This window comes from Ochrobactrum sp. S1502_03 (assembly GCF_044435015.1).
Taxonomy (GTDB): domain Bacteria; phylum Pseudomonadota; class Alphaproteobacteria; order Rhizobiales; family Rhizobiaceae; genus Brucella; species Brucella chromiisoli.
This window is the reverse complement of sequence record NZ_JAYEXN010000004.1, coordinates 20,202-45,924: the sequence shown is the minus strand read 5'-3', so window position 1 is coordinate 45,924 and position 25,723 is coordinate 20,202. Positions and strand designations below refer to the sequence as shown.

The following is a 25,723-nucleotide window of genomic DNA, read 5'->3' as shown; positions in this document are numbered from 1 at the left end:
AATGTCGGGTGCGGCAGGGGGAAGTGTTCAGGGCAGGGTGTCATTCGACGGACTGGCAATTGCCCTCGTGATGTTTATCATGTTCACTTGGGGGCTTAATCAGGTTGCCATTAAGATCGGCAATCGTGGTTTTAATCCCATGCTCATGGCTTCAGGTCGTGCAGCTTTGGGTGGTGCCTGCGTTTTTCTTTGGTGTTACTGGAAGCGTATTCCGCTGTTCGGTCGTGACGGAACGCTGAAGCCCGGCATTCTGGCCGGCCTTCTTTTTGGCGTCGAATTCGTCATGATCTTCCTTGCGATGGAGCTGACCAGCGTCGGGCGCGTCACGCTGATGATGAATGTCATGCCGTTCTGGGTGGCAATCGGCAGCCATTTTCTTTTGGGCGAGCGTATGTCTATGCGTGCTTTCATCGGCATGTGTGTGGCGTTTATCGGTGTTTTCGTGGTGTTCTCAGACCATATCAGCCGTCCGGGTCCGAATGCACTCTACGGTGATCTGCTGGCGCTGATTTCCGGTATGCTTTGGGGAATGACCACGCTCGTCATTAAACGGTCGAAGCTTGCAAGTGCTGCGCCTGAAAAGACATTGCTCTATCAACTGGTCGTGGCTGCATTCGTGCCGTTGCCATTGCTGTTTTTCAGCGGCCCATTGATCCGCGACCCGGATATGCTCTCGGTGCTGTCATTTCTGTTTCAGTCAATGTTCGTGGTGGCTGTGACCTATCCGCTGTGGTTCTGGATGATAAGCCGCTATCCGGCTTCCAAATTATCAAACTTTGCTTTTCTGACGCCTGCTTTTGGCGTGTTGCTGAGTGGATTGCTGCTTCATGAACCACTGGGTTGGAAAATCCTTGCAGCGCTTGCCCTGATTGGTCTGGGCCTCATTATTATTAACCGCCCAGCAAAAGCCGGAGCCGCATGATGAAACTTGTTCTCTTTGATTGTGACGGCACACTTGTCGATAGCGGAGATACGATCCATCATTGCATGGCAGCAAGCTTTGTTGATGCCGGACTGACGCCGCCTGAAATCGAGCAGACACATTCGATCATCGGTCTTTCGCTGCCGATAGCGATTGCCCAGCTGCTTGGTCGCGAAGTTGATGAGCAGGCGCACTGGCTCACGCAGCGCTACAAGGAAAACTTCGTAAAACTTCGCCAGACGCCCGGTTTTGCAGAACCACTTTATGATGGCATCCTGCCGCTTCTGACAGAGCTTGGCCGCCGCGATGATCTTCTTTTGGGAATTGTCACTGGCAAGTCGCAGCGTGGCGTTCGCTCGATTTTTGAACGCCATGGCATCGGACATCATTTCATGATCGTTCGTACCGCTGATGATTGCCCGTCCAAGCCTCATCCGGCCATGGTGCTTGAATCCTGTTCCGAAATGGGGATAGAACCAGAGCGAACAATCGTGATCGGCGATGCGATCTACGATATGCAAATGGCTCGCTCGGCAGGCGCGCGCGCCGCAGGTGTTTCATGGGGCTATCATCGCCCGGATTCACTTGTGGAAGCAGGCGCTCATCACGTTTTGAGCAAGCCAGAAGAACTTCATGCAATCCTGCATGAAATGGATACCTCTATTCTCTAATGAACCGGACAATATTATGCGCGACACTCTGAGCGACCCGCAAGCTGAAATGCCAATCTCCCAGAAAGACCCGGTGGCGCGCTCGCAGGAACTGATGCGAACGCCACTGCCAAAACGTTTTTATGAAAAGGCTGAGGTTGCCGAAGTTGAAGGCGGTTTCACCGTGCACCTTGATGGTCGTCCGGTCAAAACCCCGGCACGGGCTGTGCTGCTTTTGCCAACATCAGATGCAGCTGAAATCATCGCTGAAGAGTTTCGCGCGCAGATAGACGTGATCGACCCGTCCAAAATGCCTGCGACCCGTCTGGTGAATACGGCTGTTGATGGCATTGCACAGGACCCGCAAGCGGTATTTGAAGACATTCTGCGCTTTGCCGGAACGGACATGATCTGCTATCGCGCGGCAAGCCCGAAGGAACTTGTTGCACGTCAGACAGAGCAATGGGACCCGCTGATCGACTGGGCGGAAAGCCTTGGCGCCCGTTTTGCACTTGCAGAAGGTGTGATGCATGTCGAACAATCACGTGAAGCGATTGCAGCTTTCGGCATTCATCTTGCAGAATTCAAGAATCCGATTGCGCTGGCATCGCTGCATACCATGACAACGCTGACCGGCTCCGCACTGATCGCTCTGGCAATCGCCAAAGGCGAAGTGTCTGTTGAGGATGGCTGGAAACGCGCGCATCTTGATGAAGACTGGACCATTGAGCATTGGGGTGAGGATGCTGAAGCGCGCGCACGCCGTACAACGCGTGAGAGCGAAATATTGGTTGCTGCCCGCGTCTTGCAAGCGCTCTAGTTATTATTTAACTGATAACTATAATATACTGATTGTAAAAGAAAACCCGGCTTTCGCCGGGTTTTCTTTCGCGCACCTTCTGGCACGTCGTTCCCCTCGGTAATGGCCTTAACCGGAGTGAGTGGCAATTGTTCATTGCCACCCGCAATCCTGATTAAACCGAGTAGTACATGTCGAACTCGATTGGATGCGGCGTTGTTTCATAACGCATCACTTCCGCCATCTTGAGTTCGATGAAGCTGTCGATCTGATCGTCTTCGAATACACCGCCAGCCTTCAGGAACTCACGATCCTTGTCGAGGGACTGAAGCGCTTCACGAAGCGAACCACAAACGGTTGGGATCTTCTTGAGCTCCTTTGCAGGAAGATCATAAAGATCCTTGTCCATCGCCTGACCTGGATGGATCTTGTTCTTGATACCGTCAAGACCAGCCATCAGCAGCGCTGCAAAGCAGAGATATGGGTTTGCTGCCGGATCAGGGAAGCGAACTTCAAGGCGCTTCGACTTCGGCGACGAGCCGAAAGGAATACGGCAGGAAGCCGAACGGTTGCGAGCCGAGTAAGCCAGCAGAACTGGTGCTTCATAACCCGGGACCAGACGCTTGTAGGAGTTGGTCGATGGGTTGGTGAATGCGTTCACGGCCTTTGCGTGCTTGATAACGCCACCGATAAAGAACAGGCAGTTTTCCGAAAGGCCGGCATATTCATTGCCCGCGAAGGTTGGCTTGCCATCTTTCCAAATCGAGAAGTGGACGTGCATACCCGAGCCGTTGTCACCGAAGACTGGCTTTGGCATAAACGTTGCGGTCTTGCCGTAGGCATTAGCAACCTGATGCACAACATACTTGTAGATCTGCATCTTGTCGGCGTTGCGAACGAGCGTGTCGAACTTGACACCCAGTTCGTGCTGAGCGGACGCCACTTCGTGGTGATGCTTTTCAACGGTTACGCCCATTTCCGTCAGAACGGTGAGCATTTCCGAACGCATGTCCTGCGCGCTGTCGATTGGCGGAACAGGGAAGTAACCACCCTTGACGCGTGGACGGTGGCCGAGATTGCCGGTTTCGTAATCGGTGTCATCGTTCGATGGCAGCTCGGTTGAGTCGAGCTTGAAGCCTGTGTTGAATGGATCAACCTTGTACTTCACATCATCGAATACGAAGAATTCAGCTTCTGGGCCAACATAAACAGTGTCACCGATGCCGAGCGACTTCATGTAGGCTTCGGCCTTCTTTGCAGTCGTGCGTGGATCGCGGCCATAAGCTTCACCCGAAACCGGATCAAGAATGTCGCAGAGAATGACCAGCGTGGACTGAGCGAAGAATGGATCAATGTGAGCGGTTTCCGGATCTGGCATGAGAACCATGTCGGATTCGTTGATGGCCTTCCAGCCAGCAATCGATGAGCCGTCGAACATAACGCCATCAACGAACATGTCTTCGTCGACGAGGCCGATATCCATCGTAACGTGCTGCAGTTTGCCCTTAGGGTCTGTGAAGCGGAGGTCGACAAACTTAATGTCGTTATCTTTGATCTGTTTCAGAATGTCATTGGCAGTCGTCATTTTAATATCCTGTTTGCACGACGATGTTCGGTAGGCTGGTTTTATTAGATGGCATCCACGCCGGATTCACCGGTACGAATGCGGATAACTTCTTCGATATTGGAGACGAAAATCTTACCGTCACCAATGCGCCCTGTCTGGGCTGCCTTGCGAATAGCTTCAATGGCGCCATCGACGGTTTCATCGGCGACGATGACTTCAACTTTCACCTTGGGAAGAAAATCGACGACATATTCCGCGCCGCGGTAAAGCTCGGTATGGCCCTTCTGTCGGCCAAAACCCTTGGCTTCAATTACAGTAATTCCCTGCAAACCAACTTCCTGAAGGGCTTCCTTCACTTCATCCAGCTTGAAAGGCTTAATGATGGCTTCGATCTTTTTCATCAGAGAATGGTCTCCGCTCTTGTTCGGAAATGGGCGTCGTGCCCGTTTCGCTGATATAGAAGCATGAACTGTGCCAACTCGTTAGGTGACAGCCATTTTTTTTAAGTTCTGCGTTGTTTTCAGCAAATTTTGCCGAAATTTTCGCATCTATTCAGCTGAAAAGGGCGCTGATATTGAGGCTAGCGCATTTTCAATAATTTCAGAAGTCTAACCTTCCTCGCAGCAGAGTGGCATTTTTTTTGTCATCCCGGCAAGGCAATCCGTGTGAAAGATTTTCAACGGCAGTTTTATGCTCTGCACGGTGATTAAAAAATAGACAATCTGCCATGAACTTAATCAGACTTGCATCAAAGCGAATGGCGCGCGATTAATCAACCAACAACCAGGGGAAATATGAGTCATGCTGGAACTGTTGACGCCGGAACAAATGTCGCGTGCAGACAAAATGACAATTGAAAGCGGCACGCGTGATGGTTTTTCACTGATGCTCGCAGCAGGGCGTGCCGTTGCAGATGTAGCCCAGCGCATGTTCCTTGCCAAAGGCCGGGTCGCCGTTCTCTGTGGCCCCGGAAACAATGGTGGCGATGGCTATGTTGCGGCCCAATTCCTCGCTAAGGCCGGATATGCCGTTACCTGCTTCGGAACAGCGCAGCCCCGCCCGGACACCGATGCGATGAGGGCACTCCACTATTATAAAGGAGATGTGCGGCGTATCAGTGCGTTCGAACCCAAAGACTTTGTCGGCGTCATCGACGCAATTTATGGCGCAGGTCTGGCGCGCGCGGTGGAAGGCGCCGAAGCCAGCGCAATAGAAGCAGTCAATGCTTCGAACATTCCCGTTCTGGCTGTGGATTTGCCAAGCGGCATATCCGGCAAAGACGGGCAGGTTTTGGGAACCGCTGTTTGGGCACGCGCAACCGTGACATTCTTCCGTAAGAAACCCGGTCATCTCTTGCAGCCGGGCCGGGCGCATTGTGGCGTGCTTCATGTGGCAGACATTGGGATTCCCGATACGGTGCTGAAAAGCATCACTCCAGATACTTTTGAAAACGCACCGGAGCTTTGGCAGGACCAACTGCCCATACTTGCAATCAATGCCCACAAATATAGTCGCGGCCATGCGGCAGTTTTTTCCGGGCCTGTGCATTCAACAGGTGCGGCACGTTTATCGGCAAGGGCGGCAGCGCGCAGTGGTGCAGGGGCTGTCACATTGCTTTCGCCACCTGATGCAGTTTTAACCAATGCAGCCCATCTGACGAGCATCATGCTGCGCGAGACACGCAATATAAAGGATGTTGAAACCTTTTTGGTGGAGCGCAAGGTTGCAGCCTGCGTGCTTGGCCCGGGCTACGGCAATCCGTCATTTGCCCGCGATCATGCCTTGATGCTGTTGACAGCTGTCAACGGGCGCTCTGAATATCTAAAAGGCGTGGTTTTGGATGCCGACGGCATCACGGCCTTTGAAAATCAGCCGGAACAGCTTTTCAAAGCTCAAAGAAATACCGACACGGCGCTTGTTCTCACGCCACATGAGGGCGAGTTTCGGCGTCTTTTTCCGGATATTGCAGCCGGGAACGAAATGTCAAAGCCAGATAGGGCACGCAAAGCAGCAAAACGGGCAAATGCCATTGTGATCTATAAAGGGCCGGATACGGTAATTGCAGCACCTGACGGGCGCGCCATTATCAATGCGAATGGCACACCATTTCTCGCAACGGCGGGATCGGGCGATGTGCTGGCTGGCATTGTATGCGGATTGCTTTCACAGGGAATGCCAGCCTTTGAAGCAGCAGGCGCTGCCGTCTGGATCCATGCAGATGCAGGCCGACGCTTCGGACATGGGCTAATTGCAGAGGATTTGCCAGAGCAATTACCCGCCGTCTGGGCTTCGCTCTAGAGGATTTTCAGCAAAAGTGCGAAGCGGTTTTGCGTGGGATAATGCGTAACAAATTGATAGAGCCTTTCCAGGGATTCAATCAAAATACGAAATGCTCTATCGCCCGGATGTTCGGCTATTGCCACTCCCCACGTCAACGGTAACGCTGCCGGAAATCGAAACATCAGTATTGCCAACGCGGAAATTTTTCCAACTCCCCGCCGGCTGACTATCGGGCTCAGGTGCAGGTGGTGGTGCCGATACGATCGGCTTTTGCATCTTCACGCCCGGTAGTCCCGTCTGTGACGGCTCATTTGCAAAAGCACTTGCTGATAACGCTATTGAAGAAACAGCGGTAAATATAAGAATTTGCTTCATAATAGCGTTACCTTGTTTCAGACTTTATCTGCAACGGCTTCCAAAAGCTGCTCAGCCATTTCAAGTGTGAATTCATCATAATGCGAGATGACGCGGCTTGGCTCGTAATGCTGAACCGGCAAATCAGTATAACCGAAATCTACCGCAACAACAGGGATACCGGCTGCTTTCGCCGTATCAATATCTGTACGGCTGTCTCCAACCATCACGGCGCGATCACGGTTTCCGCCCGCCTTGGCAATTGTTTCGATCAAATGGCGCGGATCTGGCTTGCGGAATGCAAATGTGTCTGCACCGCAAATTGCCGCAAAGCGATGAGCTTCACCCATTGCAGTCAAAAGCTTGACCGACAATGTTTCAAACTTGTTGGTGCAAACCGCCAATGTGTAACCATTCGCAGAAAAACGATCCATGGCTTCGAGGACGCCTGGATAAAATGCCGAGTCGCCCGGCATGTGTGCTGCATAATGCTCGCGGAATTCTTCAACAAGGTGATCAAGCTTCGCATCATCAAGCTGTTTTTGCTGCGCTGCAAAAGCGCGCTCGATCATAACGCGGCCACCTTGTCCCACAAAGCGGCGCAGCTGACCATGGTCAGCCGTTTGCAAGCCCGAGATTGCAAGGCAGTGATTCAAGCTGCCCAGAAGGTCTGGCGCTGTTTCAACCAATGTGCCATCGAGGTCGAAAACGATAATGGGCTTGGAGTTGGCAGCGGACATGATGCTTCTTTCGGGAAAAAATCTGTGTTGATGCAGTGCTAGCTGATCTTTGAGATAGGCTCAAGTTCGTACCTTCTCAAGACAGAGATGAAATAAGAGTTCATCGCAAAAATAACGATAATTCATATTGAGAGCTTTGTTGCGATGCTCCCGCATGCTAGAGGCGTTGCCGGAGACGGATAAGAATCCGATGGGAAGATAGAAATTCAGGCATGGATATTTCAGGCATGGATGAAGCACGAAAGCTCAAAATCGCCGCTGCCACAGAGGCATTGACACATGTCAAAGATGGAATGCGTCTGGGAATTGGAACTGGCTCGACGGCAGAAGAATTTGTGCGTCTGCTCGCAGAAAAGGTAAATTCCGGCTTTAAGATCATTGGCGTGCCGACTTCGGAACGCACAGCTGATCTTTGCAGAGAATTGGGGGTTCCACTCACGACTCTGGAAGAAACGCCGCATCTTGACCTGACCGTCGATGGCGCTGATGAAGTCGATCCTAATCTTTCAGTCATCAAGGGCGGAGGTGGTGCATTGCTGCGTGAAAAGATCGTCGCTGCCGCTTCCGACTCAATGATTGTTATTGCAGACGGGTCGAAAGTTGTTGAGACGCTTGGCCATTTTCCTCTGCCGATTGAAGTCAATCGTTTTGGACTTGGCGCAACTTTACGCGCTATTGAACTGGCTGCTTCGCAATGCGGCCTTGCAGGTCCGTTGGTCCTGCGTTTAAAAGACGGCTCACCATTTGTAACGGATGGTGGGCATTATATCGTGGATGCATCTTTTGGCCGCATTCCCGATCCAAAGATTCTATCTGACGCTCTCTTCGCCATACCGGGCGTTGTCGAGCACGGACTTTTTATCGGACTGGCACGGGCCGCAATCATTGCAGGCGCTGACGGCATCCGAACCATGACCCGGCCTTAAACCGCCTATAAGAATTGTTTGAACGGAGTACTGACCATATGATCCCGGCAACTGGCTTCCGCCGTCTGATTGCACCGTTTTCCGCACTCGTCCTGCTGTCAGGCGTTCATGCGGCCTCAGCACAGGAAATTTCCGCTTCGCATCTGGACGCTGCCCGCGCGGCAATTGCTTCCATTCAGGCGACTGAACAGTTTGATGAGATCCTGCCGAGTGCCGCACGGGCGCTGAAGGGGGAACTTATTCAGAAAGACCCAAATCTTGAAGCGCTCATCACCAAGACTGTTGATGACAAAGCGCTCGCGCTTGCTGCTCGCCGCGCTGATCTCGAAACTGAATCGGCTCGCGCTTATGCAAATGCGTTCAGCGAAGATGAACTCAAAGCAATCGCCGCATTCTACAATTCCGAAGCAGGCAAGAAGCTGCTTGCTGAAGGCCCGATTGTAACGCGCGAAGTCGTTAAGGCTGCCAATATCTGGCAGAACGGAATTGCCCGCGATCTCGCGACTTCGGTTGCAGAAGTTCTCGCAGCTCAGGCAGGTGCTACGGCTACGCCTGAACAGCCTGCTCAGCAGTAATTTCTTATTGTAACGCAGATTTTAAAAGCCCGGCGACTTGGCCGGGCTTTTTCTTTTGCTTACATAAGTGTCACGCATCAGATTTAAATGGAGAGTCCCATGGCCGGTTATGATTATGATCTTTTTGTTATCGGTGGTGGGTCCGGTGGTGTGCGGGCAGGGCGCCTGGCCGGTGCAATGGGCAAAAAGGTCGGTCTGGCCGAAGAGTACCGTATGGGCGGCACCTGCGTTATTCGTGGGTGTGTCCCAAAAAAACTCTTCGTTTACGCCTCGCAATTTCCCGAGCACTTTGAAGATGCGGCCGGATATGGATGGAATGTTGGCAAAAGCAGCTTTGAGTGGAAAAAGCTTCTCGCGGCGAAAGACAAGGAAATTGATCGGCTTGAAGGTCTTTATCGCAAAGGTCTGGAAAACTCGAACGTCGATATTTTTGCAAGTCGCGCAGAACTGATCGATGCACACACAATCGAACTCAAAGCTGACGGGCGCCGTGTCACTGCGGATCAAATTCTGATTGCAACGGGCGGTCATCCAAGCGCGCATGACGCGCTGCCCGGCCATGAATATTGCATTACGTCTAATGAAGCCTTTCATCTGGAAGAGTTGCCGAAATCCATCGCCATCGCTGGCGGCGGTTATATCGCAGTCGAATTTGCCAATATTTTCCATGGTCTTGGTGTTGAAACGACAATCGTCTACCGCGGCAAAGAAATCCTCTCGCGCTTTGACCACGATCTGCGTCAACTGCTTCATGAAACCATGGTTTCTAAAGGCATTCGCATCATCTGCGGCGCAGTTTTTGAGAAGGTCGAAAAGCAATCTGATGGCGCATTGAAAGTTTCGCTGACCAATGGCGAAACACTCGATGTCGGTCAAGCCATGTTGGCAATTGGCCGCAAGCCCAACACCGCGGGCCTTGGTCTTGAAAAGGCAGGCGTAAAAACCGACGCGCTGGGTGCCATCGAAGTCGATGATTATTCCCGCACAAGCGTTTCCAATATCTGGGCTGTTGGCGATGTTATCAATCGCGTTCAGTTGACGCCGGTCGCGATCCACGAAGCAATGTGCTTCCTTGAAACAGCTTTCAAAGATAATCCAACGAAACCCGATCATGAGCTTATTGCCACGGCAGTTTTCTCGCAACCTGAAATCGGCACTGTTGGCTTGCCGGAAGATGAAGCTGCAAAGAAATATGCTGAACTGGAAGTTTATCGCGCTTTGTTCCGGCCAATGAAGAACACGCTTTCAGGCCGCAACGAAAAAACGCTGATGAAACTCATCGTTGATGCCAGGAGCCGGAAGGTTGTCGGGGCCCATATTATGGGGCCGGATGCCGGTGAAATGGCACAGCTGCTTGGGATTTCGCTCAAAGCTGGTGCAACCAAGGACGACTTCGACCGCACCATGGCGGTTCACCCGACAGCGGCGGAAGAACTGGTTACAATGTATAAGCCGACCTACCGCGTGGTGAACGGGCAAAAGCTCGAAAGTTGAACTTTCGTATCACTCCCATCCTGTTAACGATTCTCGCTGGTATAAAGTGAGCGTCTGCATTATATCAACGCGATCACGCGTGCTGTTATGCGTGCACAGACATTGAATTGTCTTGCACAAACGCATTTCAGCTTTCGTGCAAGGAGGAACTAATCCGAGAGAAATCGCGCGGATAATTAAAACAGGTGTGAAATGACGAAGAACTGGACCCCAAATTCCTGGAGAGACAAACCGATCAAGCAAGTGCCGTCTTATCCAGACGCACAGGCTCTGACCGATGTTGAGGCTCGCCTTCGTACCTATCCACCGCTCGTATTTGCAGGCGAGGCCCGCAAGCTGAAAAGCCAGCTGGCAGACGTTGCCGAAGGCAAGGCATTTCTGCTTCAGGGCGGCGATTGTGCGGAAAGTTTCGCAGAACATGGCGCGGATAATATTCGCGACTTTTTCCGCGTCTTTTTGCAGATGGCAGTCGTGCTGACATTCGGAGCATCCAAGCCTGTTGTTAAGGTGGGCCGTATTGCCGGTCAGTTCGCCAAGCCGCGTTCTTCCGATATGGAAACACTCAATGGTGTCGAGCTGCCATCATACCGTGGCGACATCATCAACGGCATCGATTTCGACGAAGCATCGCGTATCCCTGATCCGCAGCGTCAGGACATGGCTTATCGCCAGTCCGCTGCGACACTGAACCTGCTGCGTGCCTTCGCGCAGGGTGGTTATGCGAACCTTGAAAACGTACATCAGTGGATGCTCGGCTTTGTTGGCAAAAGCCCGCAGGCAGAGCGTTACGCTGCACTGGCGCAGCGCATTTCGGAAACGATGAATTTCATGCGGGCGATCGGCATCACCTCTGACAGCAATCATTCGCTGCGTGAAACCGATTTCTACACCAGCCATGAAGCGCTGCTGCTTGGCTATGAAGAAGCACTGACACGCGTCGATTCGACCTCTGGCGACTGGTACGGCACTTCGGGTCACATGATCTGGATTGGCGATCGCACACGTCAGGCTGATCATGCGCATATCGAATATTGCCGTGGCATCAAGAACCCGCTCGGTCTGAAATGCGGTCCATCGCTACAGCCCGATGATCTCATCCGCCTGATCGATCTTCTCAACCCTGAAAACGAAGCTGGACGCCTGACGCTCATCGCGCGTTTTGGTTACGACAAGGTCGGCGATCATCTGCCACAGCTCATCCGCGCCGTTGAACGTGAAGGCCGTAAGGTTGTCTGGTCTTGCGACCCGATGCACGGCAACACGATCACAGCAGGCGGTTACAAGACGCGTCCATTCGACCGTATCCTCAAGGAAGTTGAGTCCTTCTTCGCGATCCATCGCGCCGAAGGTTCACATCCGGGCGGTATCCATGTCGAAATGACCGGCAAAAACGTCACCGAATGTACGGGCGGTGCGCGTGCGATTTCAGCAGAAGATCTGCATGACCGCTACCACACGCATTGCGACCCACGTCTGAACGCCGATCAGGCGCTTGAACTGGCTTTCCTTCTGGCAGAACTGCTCAAGAAGGAACGGGATCTGGGCTCGGAGAAGCAGGCCGTTAACGCCTGATTGAATAAAGTCACTTTGAAACAAGCGCAGGGCGGAGAATTCACTCTCCGCCCTGTTGTGTTTCAAATGAATTCGCTTATTGGTTTTGGCGAAAACTCATTTGGGGGCATCAATGAAGCGAATTTTTCTGGCGTTTCTCAATTCAATGCGTGCTCTTCGCTACTTGGCCGCTCATGAAAAGGCAGTTCAGCAAGAACTGGTGCTTTTCCTGTTATCAGTGCCAATCGCATTCTTTCTTGCTCCGAGCGGGCTGGCATTTCTGCTGATGACAGGATCGATCCTGTTTCTCATTCTTGTTGAAGTGCTCAACACCGGTATTGAAGCCACTTGCGATGCTGTTTCGCGTGATTTTCATAAGGAAATTCAGATTGCCAAGGATTGCGGCTCGCTCGCTGTTCTGATCGCGATTGTTTTTGTCGCCGCCACATGGGGCTATATTCTGATCACAACCTATATGATCCGATAAAGAACGACTGTTCTTGAACGCCATCCGTTGCAATTAATTGCACAAGCGCGCTAAAGCTGACGCATGATCAGCGTAAACGAGAATCTCGACATGCTTCGTATTGCCGTTGCACAGCTCAATCCTGTTATGGGCGACATCGCCGGAAATCTTGCCAAGGCGCGTGCAGCCCGCGCAGAAGCAGCCAAAATGAACGCCGACCTTGTGATGTTCACGGAGCTGTTTATTGCGGGTTATCCGCCGGAGGATCTGGTTCTCAAAACGGCCTTTGTCGCAGCCTGTGAAAAGGCTGTGGCTGCGCTTGCCAAAGACACAGCAGATGGTGGACCAGGTGTCATCATCGGGACACCGATGCAGCGTGACAGTGGCCTGCATAACGCTGTCGCTGTTCTGGATCGCGGTGAAATCATTGCCGAGCGTTTCAAGGTCGATCTTCCCAACTATGGCGAATTTGACGAAAAACGCGTCTTCCAGTCGGGCCCAATGCCCGGACCAGTCAATTTCCGCGGTGTCCGCATCGGCATTCCGATCTGCGAAGATATATGGGGTGATCTCGGTGTTGCGGAAACACTGGCCGAAAGTGGTGCTGAACTCCTGCTGGTGCCCAATGGTTCGCCTTATCACCGCGCCAAGATCGAGCGCCGCTATCAGGTGGTTCTGAAACAGGTCATCGAAACCGAGCTTCCCATGCTCTACGCCAATCAGGTGGGCGGGCAGGACGAACTGGTCTTCGATGGTGGCTCATTCGTATTTAACGCCGACAAGACGCTTCGCCTGCAAATGCCGCAATTTGCAGAAGCCATTACACTGACCATATGGAAGCGGGACGGCGAGGGCTGGCATTGCGAGGAGGCAGAAAAGGCTACGCTGCCGGAAGGTCTGGAAGCTGATTATTCGGCCTGTATGCTGGGCCTGCGTGATTATGTGAACAAGAACGGCTTCAAGGATGTTGTGCTTGGTCTTTCAGGCGGTATCGACTCGGCGATCTGCACAGCGTTAGGCGTCGATGCGTTGGGCAAGGATCGCGTGCGCTGCGTGATGCTGCCCTATCGTTACACGTCCGAAGAGTCGCTCAAAGACGCTGCCGATTGCGCCAAAGCGCTCGGCGTGCGTTATGATATTGTGCCGATTGCCGAACCTGTCGAAGGCTTTCTGTCTGCACTCAAGCCTTTGTTTGAAGGCACAGAAGCCGGTGTGACGGAGGAAAACCTCCAGAGCCGTGCCCGTGGCACCATTTTGATGGCAATCTCCAACAAGTTTGGCTCGATGGTTGTAACCACCGGCAACAAGTCCGAAATGTCGGTCGGCTATGCAACGCTTTATGGCGATATGAATGGCGGCTTTAACCCCATCAAAGATGTCTATAAAATGCAGGTCTATGCGTTGTCGGAATGGCGCAACAACAATGTTCCGGCGGGCAGCCTTGGGCCTGCAGGCGAGGTGATTCCACAAAACATCATCTCAAAGGCTCCATCCGCAGAATTGCGCGAAAACCAGACCGATCAGGACAGTCTGCCACCTTATCCGGTGCTGGATGACATTCTTGAGTGCCTCGTTGAAAACGAAATGAGCAATGCTGAGATTGTCGCGCGCGGCCATCAGCTTGAAACGGTACAACGGATCGAGCATCTGCTTAATCTGGCCGAATACAAGCGCCGCCAGTCTGCGCCCGGTGTCAAAATTACCAAGAAGAATTTTGGACGTGATCGTCGTTATCCAATAACGAACCGCTTCCGCGACCGCTGAAAGATTGAGTCATGACTGTTACAGTTCGTTTTGCACCGTCGCCGACGGGTTATATTCATATTGGCAATACACGTACCGCGCTCTCAAACTGGCTCTACGCCAAAAAGAATGGCGGCAAATTCATTCTGCGTTACGACGATACCGATGTAGAGCGTTCTAAGCAGGAATATGCTGATGCGATTACTGTCGATCTTGCATGGCTGGGTGTTACGCCTGACCGGATCGAATACCAGTCGAAGCGCTTTGATGTTTATGCCAAGGCTGTCGAAAAGTTGAAACAAGCAGGTCTTCTCTATGCCTGCTATGAAACAGCCGATGAACTCGAACGCCGCCGCAAACTGCGTCTCGCGCGTCGCCTTCCGCCCGTTTATGGCCGTGAAGCCCTGAAGCTGACGGATCAGGAGAAGGTAGCTTTTGAAGCCGAAGGCCGCAAGCCACATTGGCGCTTCCTTTTGCCGAATTTCGAAAGCGACCCTTTTACGACCACCCGCACCGAAGTCCATTGGGACGATCTGGTGCGCGGACCACAGACTGTCGATCTGGCTTCCATGTCCGATCCGGTTCTGGTTCGTGAAGACGGTACCTATCTCTACACACTGCCATCAGTTGTCGATGACATTGATCTTGGTATCACCCATATCATCCGTGGCGATGATCACGTCACCAATTCAGGCGTTCAGATTGCCATCTTCAAGGCGCTTGGTGCAGAACCGCCCGTCTTCGGCCATCATAATTTGCTGACCACCGTTTCAGGCGAAGGCCTTTCAAAACGATCCGGCGCGCTGTCAGTCGGCTCGCTGCGCGAAAGCGGCTATGAACCGATGTCCGTTGCCTCACTGGCAATCCTCATTGGAACCTCGGAATCTGTTTCGGCAGCCAGTGACATGAATGCGCTCGCAGAACGCTTTGATCTGGCTGCCATTTCGAAATCATCGGCAAAATTCGACCCAGCCGAACTGGATACGCTTAACCGCGCTTTGCTGCATGAAATGCCTTTCGAGAAAGCGAAGGGTCGGCTTGAAAAACTTGGTATTGCAGGCGATCAGGCAGAAGCCTTTTGGCTGACTGTTCGCGGTAATCTTGAGCGTTTCAACGATGCGACGCATTGGTGGCAGATTATCAATGGCGAACTGCCGGAAAAACTGGAATTGTCTGAGGAAGAGCAGGCTTTTGTGCAGGAAGCATTTAAATTGCTACCCGCTGAGCCTTGGGATAAGCAGACTTGGAAAATCTGGACCGATGCTGTGAAAGCAGCAACAGGACGCAAGGGCAAGATGCTGTTCATGCCCCTGCGCATCGCGCTTACGGGGCAGGCGCATGGACCGGAGCTTGCGGATTTGCTGGTTTTGATTGGTCCGGAAAGAACGAAGAGCCGATCACTCTGACCTTGGCACTATCCGAATATGCCCGTTCAACAGGCGGTGTCGCTTCTACAGGTGCGATGTGCGCTGGCGCTTGCAACACCGGTGCGGATGCTGTGTAAGCGACCGGCTCTGTTGCGCTTGAGCTATAGGACGAATAGGCCGGCACGACATAATCCTCAACCGGAAGCCCATCAGTTTGTACTGGCTTTTTCGCCTGCGCACTGGCAACCTTAACCGATGCTCTTGCCAATTTTCTGCTTGGCGCGGCTTTCTGAACGCTGCGCTTCGGCAACCAGCTGGCCGAGCAGGATTTTACATGCTTGCCAGGATGAGACATTCCGGCAATGGCAGCATTAATTTCTGACAGTCTTTCAGAAAGTGTCTGGTTTTCAGACACAAGCTTTGCTTCCTGCGTTTTCAAGCGCTCACACTTCGGTGACTTATTTGCAGGTGCAAACAAATTTCCCGTACAACGTTCTTTTGCCTGCTCGGCACGAATACGTGAAATTTGTATTTTATTTCTATCCAGTCGTGCATTCGTTGGCGTGATTTGTGCATGCAACCTTGCCGCTTCCTGACTGGTGCAGGGCTGTGAAGGTTGCGTTGTTGTACAGCCACTCAATAAGCCAACTATCGTAACAGCGAATACTGCTGAAGGTAAGTTTGTAAATTTCTTATAAACACTCATCATAGAACAAGCCCGTCCCGTTGTTCGTATGTGTCAATGTTTATTTATTACAGTTAAAAAAACATAAACGCCAAGTATTATTTGAATACTTGGCGTTTATTACGTTTTAATTATAAAGATCTATCTAAATTATTTATTCTGATTGCCTTCACCGGATCTTTGTAATGCTTCAACAACTGCAAGCGCTGTCATGTTGACGACACCGCGCGAAGTAACCGAAGGCGTAAGAATATGAGCAGGGCGTGCTGCGCCCAGCAGGATAGGACCAACATGCAATGCATCAGTGACAGTCTTGACCACGTTAAGTGTGATATTCGCCGCATCAAGATTAGGGAAGACAAGCAGATTTGCTTCGCCCTTGAGACGTGAACTTGGAAATACACGGTCACGAAGCGCCTGCGACAATGCAGAGTCACCATGCATTTCGCCGTCAGATTCAAGATCAGGCGCTTTCTCCGCAAGCAGTGCTGCAGCCCGGCGCATCTTCTCTGCACTGGCAGATTCCTTGGAGCCAAAGTTTGAATGCGAGACCAGAGCAACCTTTGGCTCAATACCAAAGCGGCTGATTTCTTTTGCAGCCAAAATGGCCATCTCGGCAATATGGTCGGCATCAGGTTCCACATTGACATATGTGTCTGTTAGGAACAGGGCACCGCGCTGCGAGATAAGCAAACTCAATGCGGAATAATCGCTGATGCCCGGCAGCTTGCCAATGATCTGCTTTACAACGCGCATATGGCGCTCAAAGCGGCCTTCCAGACCACAGATCATTGCATCTGCTTCATCGCGCATAACGGCGAGGGCAGCGATTGCAGTCGAGTTTGTACGGACGATCGTGCGTGCTGCTTCAGGGGTTACGCCCTGACGCCCCGTGAAGGACAAATAAAGATCGACATAATCACGGTAGCGCGGATCGTCTTCCGGGTTGATCAGTTCAAAATCCTTACCCGCCCGAATTTTCAAACCATAACGGTTCAAACGTGTTTCAATAACATTCGGACGACCAACGAGGATTGGCGATGCAATGCCTTCTTCAATCACCACCTGCGCAGCGCGCAATACGCGCTCATCTTCACCATCAGCATAGATCACGCGCATTGGATTTTTCTGTGCACGCGCGGCAGCAAAGACCGGCTTCATGATAAGGCCTGAGCGGAACACGAAGCGGGTCAGCCTGTCCATATAGGCTTCCCAGTCCTCAATCGGACGCGTGGCAACTCCGCTCTCCATCGCAGCCTTGGCAACAGCAGGCGCGATACGCAGAATCAGCCGCTGATCGAACGGCGAAGGAATGATGTGGTTTGGTCCGAAAGTTGGCGTATCGCCCGAATAGGCGCGTGCGGCGACATCAGAAGGTTCTTCACGGGCAAGTGAAGCAATGGCACGGACGGCCGCAAGCTTCATTTCCTCGTTGATTGCAGTGGCGCCAACATCAAGTGCACCGCGGAAAATGTAAGGGAAGCAGAGAACATTGTTCACTTGGTTCGGATAGTCTGAACGTCCGGTGCAAATCATGGCATCAGCGCGCGCTTCGCGTGCAGCCTCAGGCATGATTTCCGGGTTCGGGTTGGCCAGCGCCATGATAAGCGGCTTTTCAGACATCTGCTTAAGCAGTTCTGGCTTCAAAACACCCGCAGCCGAAAGTCCAAGGAACACATCGGCATCGCCAATGACATCGGCGAGCACGCGCGCATCCGTCTTCTGCGCGTAAACATCTTTCCAGCGGTCCATAAGCGTATTGCGGCCTTCATAGACCACGCCTTCAATGTCACAGACCCAGATATTTTCGCGTTTTGCACCAAGTTTAACCAGCAGATTGAGGCAGGCAAGGGCTGCTGCACCAGCACCAGACGTTACAATCTTCGCTTCACTGATCTTCTTGCCGGCCAGTTCCAGACCGTTCATAACGGCAGCGGCAACGATAATCGCCGTTCCGTGCTGGTCGTCATGGAAAACCGGAATATTCATCTGCGCGCGAAGCTGTTCTTCAACTTCAAAACACTCAGGTGCCTTGATGTCTTCGAGATTGATACCGCCAAAAGTTGGCTCAAGCGCCGAAATCACGTCGACCATACGGTTGATTTCAAGCGCTTCAATTTCAATGTCGAACACATCAATATCTGCGAATTTCTTAAAGAGAACGGCCTTGCCTTCCATCACCGGCTTGGATGCAAGCGCGCCGATATTCCCAAGTCCCAGCACAGCCGTACCATTGGATATGACAGCCACCAGATTGCCGCGCGCCGTATATTCGGCAGCAGTGGATGGATCTTCTTGGATCGCAAGGCAAGGCGCTGCAACACCGGGCGAATAGGCCAGTGCCAGATCGCGCTGATTGCCAAGCGGCTTTGTCGCCTGAATTTCGAGCTTTCCCGGTTTCGGGTAGCGGTGAAAGAACAGGGCCGCTTCGTCAAAATCTGAACGCGTGGAAGTGGAGGGGGTCTTTTTGTCGGTCATTTTAGCATCGCTTTCCAGTTCATACGCGCAGCCGGAGGGAAACCGCGTGAGGACGCCTATTCGCGTCATGTGAGCCAATATCGTTTTTATCTCAAACTATCAAATCACTATAGGCCCGATTTCGAGAAGCAGTTGTTCCGCAATCCAACGGTATTTTGAACGAAACTGCTTTTTATGGCCGTAGACATGCCACTAAGCCGATGTGGCAATCAACCGGATTCTGGTTGACGCGCGGAAATGTCCAACAAATCCTCACTCAAAAATGCCGTCATATGTTTGTGACATGAATCGGGTTTTCTTCATTCAAATTCGGGTTGCCAGTCGGAAGGACAACCAAATGAGCGAAGAACAGATCGATCCAAAAAAATATCGCACCCTGTTCATTTCAGATGTGCATCTTGGTTCCAAAGCAGCTCAAGCTGAGCTTTTGCTTGATTTTCTGCGCTATCACGAGGCGGAAACGATCTATCTGGTTGGCGACATTGTCGATGGATGGCGCCTGCGTCGCAACTGGCACTGGCCGCAGGAGCATAATGATGTTGTGCAGAAACTGCTACGCAAAAGCCGCAAAGGCGCGACAATCATTTATATCGCCGGCAATCACGACGAATTTCTGCGAAATTTTCAGGGTACACATTTTGGCGGCATCGAGGTGATGAACCGCGCCATTCACGAAGCTGCGGATGGCCGCAAGTTTCTGGTCATCCACGGCGACCAGTTCGACGTGGTTGTGCGCAATGCGCGCTTTATCGCCTATCTGGGTGACTGGGCCTATGACACAGCGATCTGGATCAACACGGTTATGAGCCGTATACGCGCGACGTTCGGATTGCGTTATTGGTCATTTTCCGCGTGGGCCAAATTTCGCGTGAAGAAGGCTGTCAATTTCATTGGAAAATTTGAAGACGTGGTTTCCGATGAAGCAAAACGCATCGGCGTGGATGGTGTGATCTGCGGTCATATTCATCACGCAACCATCGGAAATATGAATGGTGTTGAATATATCAATACCGGGGACTGGGTCGAAAGCTGCACAGCGGTTGTCGAGCATTTCGATGGTCGCATGGAATTGCTTGAATGGACGCAATGTCTCGCTCAACGCCAAACGATCCCGGCTGATCGGGAAAGCAGCAAGATAATCAGGCTTCCAAAACAAACTCGAAAAGCGGTGAATAGCAACAGATGAAGAAACTCGTCATCGTGACAGACGCGTGGCACCCGCAAGTGAATGGCGTGGTGAGAACGCTGACAAAATGCTGTGAACTGATGACAGCACGTGGCTACGAGGTGATTGTTGTTTCGCCGCTGGATTATCGCTCTGTTCCGTGTCCGACTTATCCAGAAATTCGTCTGGCCATGACAACACCGGCTGCCGTCCGGCGGCGATTGCAAAAGATACAGCCCGATTATGTGCATATCGCAACCGAAGGTCCACTTGGTTTTATGGCGCGCAGGGCATGTCTTAAGATGGGCTGGAGCTTCACGACAAGTTTCCATACGCGCTTTCCGGAATATCTTCAGGACCGCTTTCCCATACCACCAAAATGGACTTATGCATTTTTACGCCGCTTCCATAATCTTGCATCGCATACACTTGTTCCGACCCAATCCATTCTGGATGACTTGCGGGAGCGCGGCTTTACGGGATTGGAATTATGGACGCGCGGTGTTGACCGCACGCTGTTTCATCCGCGTGATGATGTGGCAAGAGACCTTCCAAAGCCAGTTTTCATCTGTGTTGGACGCGTTGCGACAGAAAAAAACCTGCCAGCATTTCTCGAGCTTGATCTGCCCGGCACAAAACTGATTGTCGGCGACGGCCCTGCGCTCAATGACTTCAGGTCGCGTTTCCCGGATACGGTATTTATCGGAAAAAAAGAGGGCAAAGAGCTGGCGCAAGTCTATGCATCAGCGGATGTTTTCGTTTTTCCAAGCAGAACCGATACATTCGGCCTTGTTCTGCTGGAAGCTATTTCATCAGGCCTTCCTGTAGCGGCCTATCCTGTTCCCGGATCATCCGATGTTGTGGGTGCCACAGGCGCAGGCGTTCTTTCGGAAGATTTGCAGACTGCTTGTCTTGCTGCCCTTGAAATGCCTGCCTTTAACCCTGCTGAAGTCCTCAAACCCTTCACATGGGAGGCCTGCGCGGATATTTTCGAGAACGTGCTCTCATCAGCAACGCGCCTCACGCAGGCAGCACAGGATGCCCATAATCAACCCCAGACGTCCGCTTCCGGCGGATAAACAAGAGCACCATCATAATGAAGGCCGGGAATGCGATCCTGCGCCAAGAGCAGTGGACCATCGAGATCAACGACATTGGCTTTCTGTGCGAGCAACACGGCCGGAGCCATGCCCAGCGATGTGCCGACCATACAGCCAACCATGATCTGCAATCCAAGCGCAGTTGCCTTTTCGCGCATGATCAGCCCTTCGGTCAGACCGCCGGCTTTGTCGAGCTTGATATTGACTGCATCATAACGCTTTGCGAGGTCTTCAAGACCAATCGACGTATGCACGCTTTCATCGGCACAAATGATGACCGGACGTTCAATTTGGCTGAGAATTTCGTCCTTGCCAGCGGGCAGGGGCTGTTCGATCAGAACCACACCGGCCTTTGCGGCAGCGGCCATGTTTTCTATAATGTTGTCATCAGTCCAGCCTTCATTGGCATCGATGATAATGCGGCTGTTGGGAGCAGCCTTTGCAACAGCCAAAATACGCTCAATGTCATTATCGCCCCCCATCTTGACCTTGATCAGCGGATAATGGGCAACCTTAGCCGTCGATTCAGCCATTTCAGCAGGCGTACCGAGCGACACCGTAATCGCAGTTTCAAGCGGGCGGGTTGGTGTTCCAAGCAAGTCTGCAACACGTTTGCCAGATATTTTTGCTTCCAGATCCCAGAGCGCGCAATCAACCGCATTGCGCGCGGCACCGGCAGCCATAATTGTCTGTATTTCCTGACGCGTTGCACCCTTTTCAAGGGCCTTACGCACGACCTCAATCTGTTCGCTCACACTCTCAATCGATTCGCCATAGCGTGCATAGGGCACACATTCGCCACGCCCACGCTTTCCTTCATGGCTTATCTCGCACACGATGACCGAAGCCTCCGTCTTGGAGCCGCGGGAGATTGTGAATTTCCCGGCAATAGGATAGCGTTCATGAATGATTTTCAAGTTTTTGTGCATGGCTATGGCTTCCAGTACGCAGTATTTCGGTCGCGCAACGACTCGTATAAGGGTTAGGCCATGTTGACCGACACCGACGACAAAGCAAGTGCTGCCGCCAATGTCGCGCCAAAGATTGATTTGGCCGAGCAGGATAACTTACGTCTCATAAACCTGAGCGGACATTGGATTTCTCAGAACGTTGGCGTTGTCGACAAAAAAATGCGCGAGCTCGAAAAAATTGGCGGCTCGCAGGCAGCGATCATCAACGTTGCGGGTGTGGAAAGTCTTGATACGGCTGGTGCCTGGCTGATCGAACGCCTGCGCCACCGTCTGTTGTCTCAAAAGATTGATGTTGAACTCCAAGGCGTTAAGCCAGCATGGCTGCCGCTTGTGGAAGAGGTCGGCAAATCCGTCGAACGCACGCTGGATGTGCCACAGACCAAGAAGCCTTTCTTCTTTATCAAAATGCTGGATTCTATCGGGCGTGGCGTCACCTCGATGTTTCAGGATTTCCTGATGGCAATGCACATTCTTGGTGCAACAATTCGCGGTGCGCAGCTGAAAGCCGGGCGCGGCAGTGGTATTCCGTTTCCGGCAATCGTCAAGCAGATTGACCGGATGGGCGTGGGCGCGATCCCGATTATTGTGCTTATGTCAACAATTGTTGGTGCCATCATTGCACAGCAGGGTGCCTTCCAGCTTCGCTATTTTGGCGCTGAAATTTTCGTGGTTGATCTGGTCGGCATTCTGGTTCTGCGTGAACTCGGCGTGCTTCTGACTGCCATTATGATCGCCGGACGATCCGGCAGTGCGATCACGGCTGAAATCGGCTCGATGAAAATGCGGGAAGAAACAGATGCGCTCACCGTTATCGGGCTTAATCCGGTCGGTGTTCTTGTCTTTCCGCGACTCGTCGCGCTTGTGGTGATTCTGCCGCTTCTGACAATCATTGCAGATCTTTCAGCTTTGGTAGGCGCTGCAGCGGTTACTTATTTCTACTCCAACATCTCGCCGGAAGCATTTATCAGCCGCTTGCATGATGCCGTTGCACTCAACACCTATTTTGCAGGTCTTATTAAAGCGCCGTTTATGGCGATGATTATCGGCATACTCGCTTCTGTTGAAGGCATGAAAGTCGGCGGCAGCGCAGAATCACTGGGCAGTCGCGTAACTGCCTCTGTGGTTAAATCAATTTTCATAGTCATCGTTGTCGATGGTTTGTTTGCGATATTCTACGCTGCAATCGACTTCTAAGTCTTCAATATCCCTCTATATAAGGAATTGTGGGGCCTTTCGGACACAGTTCCAGACAGAACTTATATAGCTTTGTTTCATACTGTTCTGTCGAAGCGCACGCTCAGGTAAAGAGTAAATATGGAGACTATCATCGATAACCAGCAGCCAATGCAGGATACACAAAGCAGCGAAGCGCCTGTGCCGATCATTTCGGTGCGGGATGTTACCGTTGGCTTCGGTGGCCGCGCTCCTGTACTCGATAGTTTATCGCTCAATATTTATAAGGGCGAAGTCCTTGGCTTCATCGGGCCGTCAGGTTCTGGTAAATCTGTGCTGATGCGGACCATTCTTGGACTGAACAAAAAGCAGTCGGGTGAGATCGAGATATTGGGACGCAATATCGACAAGATCACAGAAGCCGAGAAAATGGCAATTGATATGCGCATGGGCGTGTTGTTTCAGCATGGCGCCTTGTTTTCAGCACTCAGTGTGCTTGAGAACATTCAGGTTCCGATGCGCGAATATCTTGATCTTCCGCCCAAGCTTATGGATGAACTGGCGCGTCTCAAAATCGATCTGGTTGGCTTAAGTCCTGATGCGGCTGATAAATTTCCATCTGAACTTTCCGGCGGCATGATCAAGCGTGCGGCATTGGCACGTGCTCTGGCGCTTGACCCGGACATTGTATTCCTTGACGAGCCGACATCTGGTCTTGATCCGATTGGAGCGGCAGACTTTGACGAACTGATCGCCAATCTGCGCGATACAATGGGGCTTACCGTTTATATGGTGACGCACGATCTTGACAGTCTGTTTGCGATTTGTGATCGCATTGCCGTTCTGGGTAACAAAAAAGTTTCGGTTAGCGGTTCCATTGAAGACATGCTGGCTGTAGACGATCCATGGGTTAAATCCTATTTTCGAGGAAAGCGCGCACGTCAGATCGACACCTCTGCGCCAAGCAGAAGACGGCCCGGCAGCGGCAGCCGCTTGCAGACTGGATAAGATATGGAAACGAAGGCCAATTATGTACTGGTAGGAGTTTTCACGCTGATCGTCAGCCTGCTGGCTTTCGGTTTCGTGTACTGGATCGCGCGCTATGGCGAAGCCAGAGACTCCGTAGAGCTTGATGTACGCATACCTGGATCGGTAACGGGTCTGGGGATCGGTAGTCAGGTTCTGTTTAACGGTATCAAAGTCGGTGACGTCCGCTATCTTCACCTCGACGAAACAAATCCGGGTATGGTGATCGTTAAAACGCGTGTGAATGCAACAACACCGATTACCCGTTCAACTGAAGCGACACTAGGCTTTCAGGGTCTGACAGGTCAGGCCTATATTGAGCTTAAGGGTGGGCGGCTTGACGAGCCAAACCTTCTTACCGAAGCTGCAAAAGAAGATACGGTTGCACGCATTGATGCCGATCCATCTGCCGTGAACAATCTTCTGGCGACCGCGCAGGATATTTTTGCGCGCGCAAACAGCGTGCTGGGCGAGCTTGAAGGCTTTGTCACAGAAGCGCGCGGGCCGCTGACTGACACGATCAAAAACACCAAGACCTTCACAGATGCACTGGCAAAGAATGCCGATGTGATTGATGAGCTGGGCTCCAACGCGGACAACATCAACCAGATCGTTTCCGATGCCAAAGAAATGATGGGACGCTTGAATGCTGCTTCATCGCGCATCGAAGATGTGATTGCGAAGGCGGACCATTTGCTCTCCAGTGACGATAAGGACGGTGTTGTGGCGCAAGCCAAGGCAACGCTTGAATCCATTCGCCAGCTTTCCAGCAATCTGGACAAGCGCATTTCACCCATTGCCAGCAATCTTGAACGCTTCTCCGGTCAAGGCTTGACCGATATTCAGGCGCTGATTGGTGATAGCCGTCGCGCTGTACAACGTGTAGAACAGGCTGTATCCGATATTGAGCGCAATCCGCAGCGATTGTTCTTTGGTGGCCCCGGCAGCGTACCGCAGTATAACGGAAGGACGCGTCATTAATGTCCAATACAGGTTCTGTCGTGGTAAATTCCCATCGTCGTTTCATTATGCCTCTTCTGCTTGCAACCTTGCTGGCAGGTTGCGGGACGACAACACCGCTCGACACATTCAGCCTTTCCGCACCGCAGCAATCGCAGTCCGCATCGGCGAACCGCAAGAACCTTCAAATTCTGGTGCCCCCACCAAGCGCTTTGAAGGCGCTTGATAGCCAGAACATCGTCGTCAACACTGCGCCCGGCGCCATTGAATATCTCAAAGGCGCGCAATGGGGCGACAGGCTGCCAAACATCGTTCAGTCGCGTCTTGTGCAGGCCTATGAAAATACCGGCGTATTTGGCGGTGTTGGGCGCCCCGGTGACGGTTTGGCCATCAACTATCAGATCCTGAGCGATCTTCGCGTATTCAGTATTCAGGCCTATGGTGCTCAGAGAGCCGCAGTGGTGGAAATCGCCGTCAAGCTTATGAATGACAAGAATGGTGAAGTCCGTGCCACACGCGTTTTCCGTGCCACAACACCAGTCTATGGCACGTCCAACAACGAATATGTCAAAGCGCTGGATAGTGCTTTTGAACGTGTCGCCAGCGAAATTGTTGGCTGGACAATTTCTTCACTCTAAGCGTTAAAACATAAAAGGCAGCTTGTTTTCACAAGCTGCCTTTTTTCTCGCCCGTCATTTCTGAAGTTCATACAGAACCGTCAGTTTAAACCA

23 protein-coding genes are annotated in these 25,723 nt (G+C 52.1%); 17 read left to right on the top strand and 6 right to left on the bottom strand.

Going from position 1 to position 25,723, the window contains the following annotated elements:
• Position 1 precedes the first annotated feature (1 nt).
• The 3 genes from VBH83_RS04860 to VBH83_RS04850 are packed head-to-tail and all read left to right on the top strand — an operon-like array spanning position 2 to position 2,392.
• Positions 2-922, top strand: a complete 921-nt coding sequence (locus VBH83_RS04860) for a DMT family transporter (RefSeq protein WP_265984728.1) — start codon at positions 2-4, stop codon at positions 920-922.
• A complete protein-coding gene (locus VBH83_RS04855) occupies positions 922-1,593 on the top strand; it encodes an HAD-IA family hydrolase (RefSeq protein ID WP_265984750.1) in 672 nt (223 codons plus the stop codon). The genes VBH83_RS04860 and VBH83_RS04855 overlap by 1 nt, the downstream gene beginning before the upstream one ends.
• Positions 1,594-1,609: 16 nt before the next feature.
• Positions 1,610-2,392 carry an ATP12 family chaperone protein gene (locus tag VBH83_RS04850; RefSeq protein ID WP_265984727.1) on the top strand — a complete coding sequence of 261 codons (783 nt, stop codon included), beginning with the start codon at positions 1,610-1,612 and terminating at the stop codon, positions 2,390-2,392.
• Between the two features lie 154 nt (positions 2,393-2,546).
• Here the strand turns inward: VBH83_RS04850 and glnA are convergent, their stop codons facing one another.
• Positions 2,547-3,956 (bottom strand): type I glutamate--ammonia ligase, encoded by a 1,410-nt coding sequence (gene glnA, locus VBH83_RS04845; RefSeq protein ID WP_265984726.1) that lies wholly within the window; start codon positions 3,954-3,956, stop codon positions 2,547-2,549.
• A 44-nt stretch (positions 3,957-4,000) separates the two neighbouring features.
• Positions 4,001-4,339, bottom strand: coding sequence for a P-II family nitrogen regulator (locus VBH83_RS04840; RefSeq protein ID WP_007874909.1), 339 nt, complete (start codon positions 4,337-4,339; stop codon positions 4,001-4,003).
• 400 nt (positions 4,340-4,739) lie between these two features.
• Here VBH83_RS04840 and VBH83_RS04835 point away from each other — a divergent pair, with 400 nt between their 5' ends.
• Positions 4,740-6,236, top strand: coding sequence for an NAD(P)H-hydrate dehydratase (locus tag VBH83_RS04835; RefSeq protein WP_396996605.1), 1,497 nt, complete (start codon positions 4,740-4,742; stop codon positions 6,234-6,236).
• Positions 6,237-6,610: 374 nt separating this feature from the next.
• On the opposite strand, the gene VBH83_RS04830 is transcribed toward VBH83_RS04835, so the two are convergent.
• The gene (locus VBH83_RS04830) at positions 6,611-7,312 is read right to left on the bottom strand and encodes an HAD family hydrolase (protein ID WP_265984724.1); all 702 of its coding nucleotides are present in this window, start codon (positions 7,310-7,312) and stop codon (positions 6,611-6,613) included.
• A 227-nt stretch (positions 7,313-7,539) separates the two neighbouring features.
• Between VBH83_RS04830 and rpiA the strand changes: the two genes are divergently transcribed.
• From rpiA to gltX, 7 genes are all read left to right on the top strand, one after another.
• On the top strand, positions 7,540-8,238 hold the full coding sequence (rpiA, locus tag VBH83_RS04825; RefSeq protein ID WP_265984749.1) for a ribose-5-phosphate isomerase RpiA: 699 nt from the start codon (positions 7,540-7,542) through the stop codon (positions 8,236-8,238).
• Positions 8,239-8,276: 38 nt separating this feature from the next.
• Positions 8,277-8,813: a DUF2059 domain-containing protein gene (locus tag VBH83_RS04820; protein ID WP_265984723.1), complete on the top strand. Its 537-nt coding sequence runs from the start codon at positions 8,277-8,279 to the stop codon at positions 8,811-8,813.
• A gap of 99 nt (positions 8,814-8,912) precedes the next feature.
• Positions 8,913-10,307 carry a glutathione-disulfide reductase gene (gor, locus tag VBH83_RS04815; RefSeq protein ID WP_396996602.1) on the top strand — a complete coding sequence of 465 codons (1,395 nt, stop codon included), beginning with the start codon at positions 8,913-8,915 and terminating at the stop codon, positions 10,305-10,307.
• Positions 10,308-10,499: 192 nt separating this feature from the next.
• The gene (locus VBH83_RS04810) at positions 10,500-11,879 is read left to right on the top strand and encodes a class II 3-deoxy-7-phosphoheptulonate synthase (RefSeq protein WP_265984721.1); all 1,380 of its coding nucleotides are present in this window, start codon (positions 10,500-10,502) and stop codon (positions 11,877-11,879) included.
• A 112-nt stretch (positions 11,880-11,991) separates the two neighbouring features.
• Entirely contained in the window at positions 11,992-12,345 is a 354-nt protein-coding gene (locus VBH83_RS04805; RefSeq protein ID WP_265984720.1) for a diacylglycerol kinase, read from the top strand.
• Between the two features lie 63 nt (positions 12,346-12,408).
• Complete coding sequence (locus VBH83_RS04800) at positions 12,409-14,088, top strand: NAD+ synthase (RefSeq protein ID WP_396996599.1); 1,680 nt, start codon at positions 12,409-12,411, stop codon at positions 14,086-14,088.
• Between the two features lie 11 nt (positions 14,089-14,099).
• A complete protein-coding gene (gltX, locus tag VBH83_RS04795; protein WP_396996597.1) occupies positions 14,100-15,473 on the top strand; it encodes a glutamate--tRNA ligase in 1,374 nt (457 codons plus the stop codon).
• Here gltX and VBH83_RS04790 read toward each other — a convergent pair.
• Both VBH83_RS04790 and VBH83_RS04785 read right to left on the bottom strand, forming a co-directional pair.
• Entirely contained in the window at positions 15,391-16,143 is a 753-nt protein-coding gene (locus VBH83_RS04790) for a hypothetical protein (protein WP_265984717.1), read from the bottom strand. The two genes, gltX and VBH83_RS04790, sit on opposite strands and share 83 nt — an antisense overlap.
• A 126-nt stretch (positions 16,144-16,269) precedes the next feature.
• Entirely contained in the window at positions 16,270-18,597 is a 2,328-nt protein-coding gene (locus VBH83_RS04785) for an NADP-dependent malic enzyme (RefSeq protein ID WP_265984716.1), read from the bottom strand.
• 337 nt (positions 18,598-18,934) lie between these two features.
• On the opposite strand from VBH83_RS04785, the gene VBH83_RS04780 reads away from it, so the two are divergent.
• On the top strand, positions 18,935-19,783 hold the full coding sequence (locus tag VBH83_RS04780; protein WP_265984715.1) for a UDP-2,3-diacylglucosamine diphosphatase: 849 nt from the start codon (positions 18,935-18,937) through the stop codon (positions 19,781-19,783).
• Positions 19,780-20,841, top strand: a complete 1,062-nt coding sequence (locus VBH83_RS04775) for a glycosyltransferase family 1 protein (protein ID WP_265984714.1) — start codon at positions 19,780-19,782, stop codon at positions 20,839-20,841. Before VBH83_RS04780 ends, VBH83_RS04775 begins: the two co-directional genes overlap by 4 nt.
• Here the strand turns inward: VBH83_RS04775 and dgcA are convergent.
• A complete protein-coding gene (gene dgcA / locus VBH83_RS04770) occupies positions 20,811-21,791 on the bottom strand; it encodes an N-acetyl-D-Glu racemase DgcA (protein ID WP_265984713.1) in 981 nt (326 codons plus the stop codon). The two genes, VBH83_RS04775 and dgcA, sit on opposite strands and share 31 nt — an antisense overlap.
• A 60-nt stretch (positions 21,792-21,851) precedes the next feature.
• Between dgcA and VBH83_RS04765 the strand changes: the two genes are divergently transcribed.
• From VBH83_RS04765 to VBH83_RS04750, 4 genes are all read left to right on the top strand, one after another.
• On the top strand, positions 21,852-23,027 hold the full coding sequence (locus VBH83_RS04765) for an ABC transporter permease (RefSeq protein ID WP_396996593.1): 1,176 nt from the start codon (positions 21,852-21,854) through the stop codon (positions 23,025-23,027).
• A gap of 120 nt (positions 23,028-23,147) precedes the next feature.
• Positions 23,148-24,014, top strand: coding sequence for an ABC transporter ATP-binding protein (locus tag VBH83_RS04760; RefSeq protein WP_265984711.1), 867 nt, complete (start codon positions 23,148-23,150; stop codon positions 24,012-24,014).
• Positions 24,015-24,017: 3 nt separating this feature from the next.
• On the top strand, positions 24,018-25,013 hold the full coding sequence (locus VBH83_RS04755) for an MlaD family protein (protein WP_265984710.1): 996 nt from the start codon (positions 24,018-24,020) through the stop codon (positions 25,011-25,013).
• Positions 25,013-25,630, top strand: a complete 618-nt coding sequence (locus VBH83_RS04750) for an ABC-type transport auxiliary lipoprotein family protein (protein ID WP_265984709.1) — start codon at positions 25,013-25,015, stop codon at positions 25,628-25,630. The genes VBH83_RS04755 and VBH83_RS04750 overlap by 1 nt, the downstream gene beginning before the upstream one ends.
• Positions 25,631-25,723: the final 93 nt, after the last annotated feature.

Coding starts and splice junctions, on each gene's coding strand:
- VBH83_RS04860 (WP_265984728.1), top strand. CDS start 2: ATGTCGGGTGCGGCAGGGGGAAGTGTTCAGGGCAGGGTGTCATTCGAC.
- VBH83_RS04855 (WP_265984750.1), top strand. CDS start 922: ATGAAACTTGTTCTCTTTGATTGTGACGGCACACTTGTCGATAGCGGA.
- VBH83_RS04850 (WP_265984727.1), top strand. CDS start 1,610: ATGCGCGACACTCTGAGCGACCCGCAAGCTGAAATGCCAATCTCCCAG.
- glnA (WP_265984726.1), bottom strand. CDS start 3,956: ATGACGACTGCCAATGACATTCTGAAACAGATCAAAGATAACGACATT.
- VBH83_RS04840 (WP_007874909.1), bottom strand. CDS start 4,339: ATGAAAAAGATCGAAGCCATCATTAAGCCTTTCAAGCTGGATGAAGTG.
- VBH83_RS04835 (WP_396996605.1), top strand. CDS start 4,740: ATGCTGGAACTGTTGACGCCGGAACAAATGTCGCGTGCAGACAAAATG.
- VBH83_RS04830 (WP_265984724.1), bottom strand. CDS start 7,312: ATGTCCGCTGCCAACTCCAAGCCCATTATCGTTTTCGACCTCGATGGC.
- rpiA (WP_265984749.1), top strand. CDS start 7,540: ATGGATGAAGCACGAAAGCTCAAAATCGCCGCTGCCACAGAGGCATTG.
- VBH83_RS04820 (WP_265984723.1), top strand. CDS start 8,277: ATGATCCCGGCAACTGGCTTCCGCCGTCTGATTGCACCGTTTTCCGCA.
- gor (WP_396996602.1), top strand. CDS start 8,913: ATGGCCGGTTATGATTATGATCTTTTTGTTATCGGTGGTGGGTCCGGT.
- VBH83_RS04810 (WP_265984721.1), top strand. CDS start 10,500: ATGACGAAGAACTGGACCCCAAATTCCTGGAGAGACAAACCGATCAAG.
- VBH83_RS04805 (WP_265984720.1), top strand. CDS start 11,992: ATGAAGCGAATTTTTCTGGCGTTTCTCAATTCAATGCGTGCTCTTCGC.
- VBH83_RS04800 (WP_396996599.1), top strand. CDS start 12,409: ATGATCAGCGTAAACGAGAATCTCGACATGCTTCGTATTGCCGTTGCA.
- gltX (WP_396996597.1), top strand. CDS start 14,100: ATGACTGTTACAGTTCGTTTTGCACCGTCGCCGACGGGTTATATTCAT.
- VBH83_RS04790 (WP_265984717.1), bottom strand. CDS start 16,143: ATGATGAGTGTTTATAAGAAATTTACAAACTTACCTTCAGCAGTATTC.
- VBH83_RS04785 (WP_265984716.1), bottom strand. CDS start 18,597: ATGACCGACAAAAAGACCCCCTCCACTTCCACGCGTTCAGATTTTGAC.
- VBH83_RS04780 (WP_265984715.1), top strand. CDS start 18,935: ATGAGCGAAGAACAGATCGATCCAAAAAAATATCGCACCCTGTTCATT.
- VBH83_RS04775 (WP_265984714.1), top strand. CDS start 19,780: ATGAAGAAACTCGTCATCGTGACAGACGCGTGGCACCCGCAAGTGAAT.
- dgcA (WP_265984713.1), bottom strand. CDS start 21,791: ATGCACAAAAACTTGAAAATCATTCATGAACGCTATCCTATTGCCGGG.
- VBH83_RS04765 (WP_396996593.1), top strand. CDS start 21,852: ATGTTGACCGACACCGACGACAAAGCAAGTGCTGCCGCCAATGTCGCG.
- VBH83_RS04760 (WP_265984711.1), top strand. CDS start 23,148: ATGGAGACTATCATCGATAACCAGCAGCCAATGCAGGATACACAAAGC.
- VBH83_RS04755 (WP_265984710.1), top strand. CDS start 24,018: ATGGAAACGAAGGCCAATTATGTACTGGTAGGAGTTTTCACGCTGATC.
- VBH83_RS04750 (WP_265984709.1), top strand. CDS start 25,013: ATGTCCAATACAGGTTCTGTCGTGGTAAATTCCCATCGTCGTTTCATT.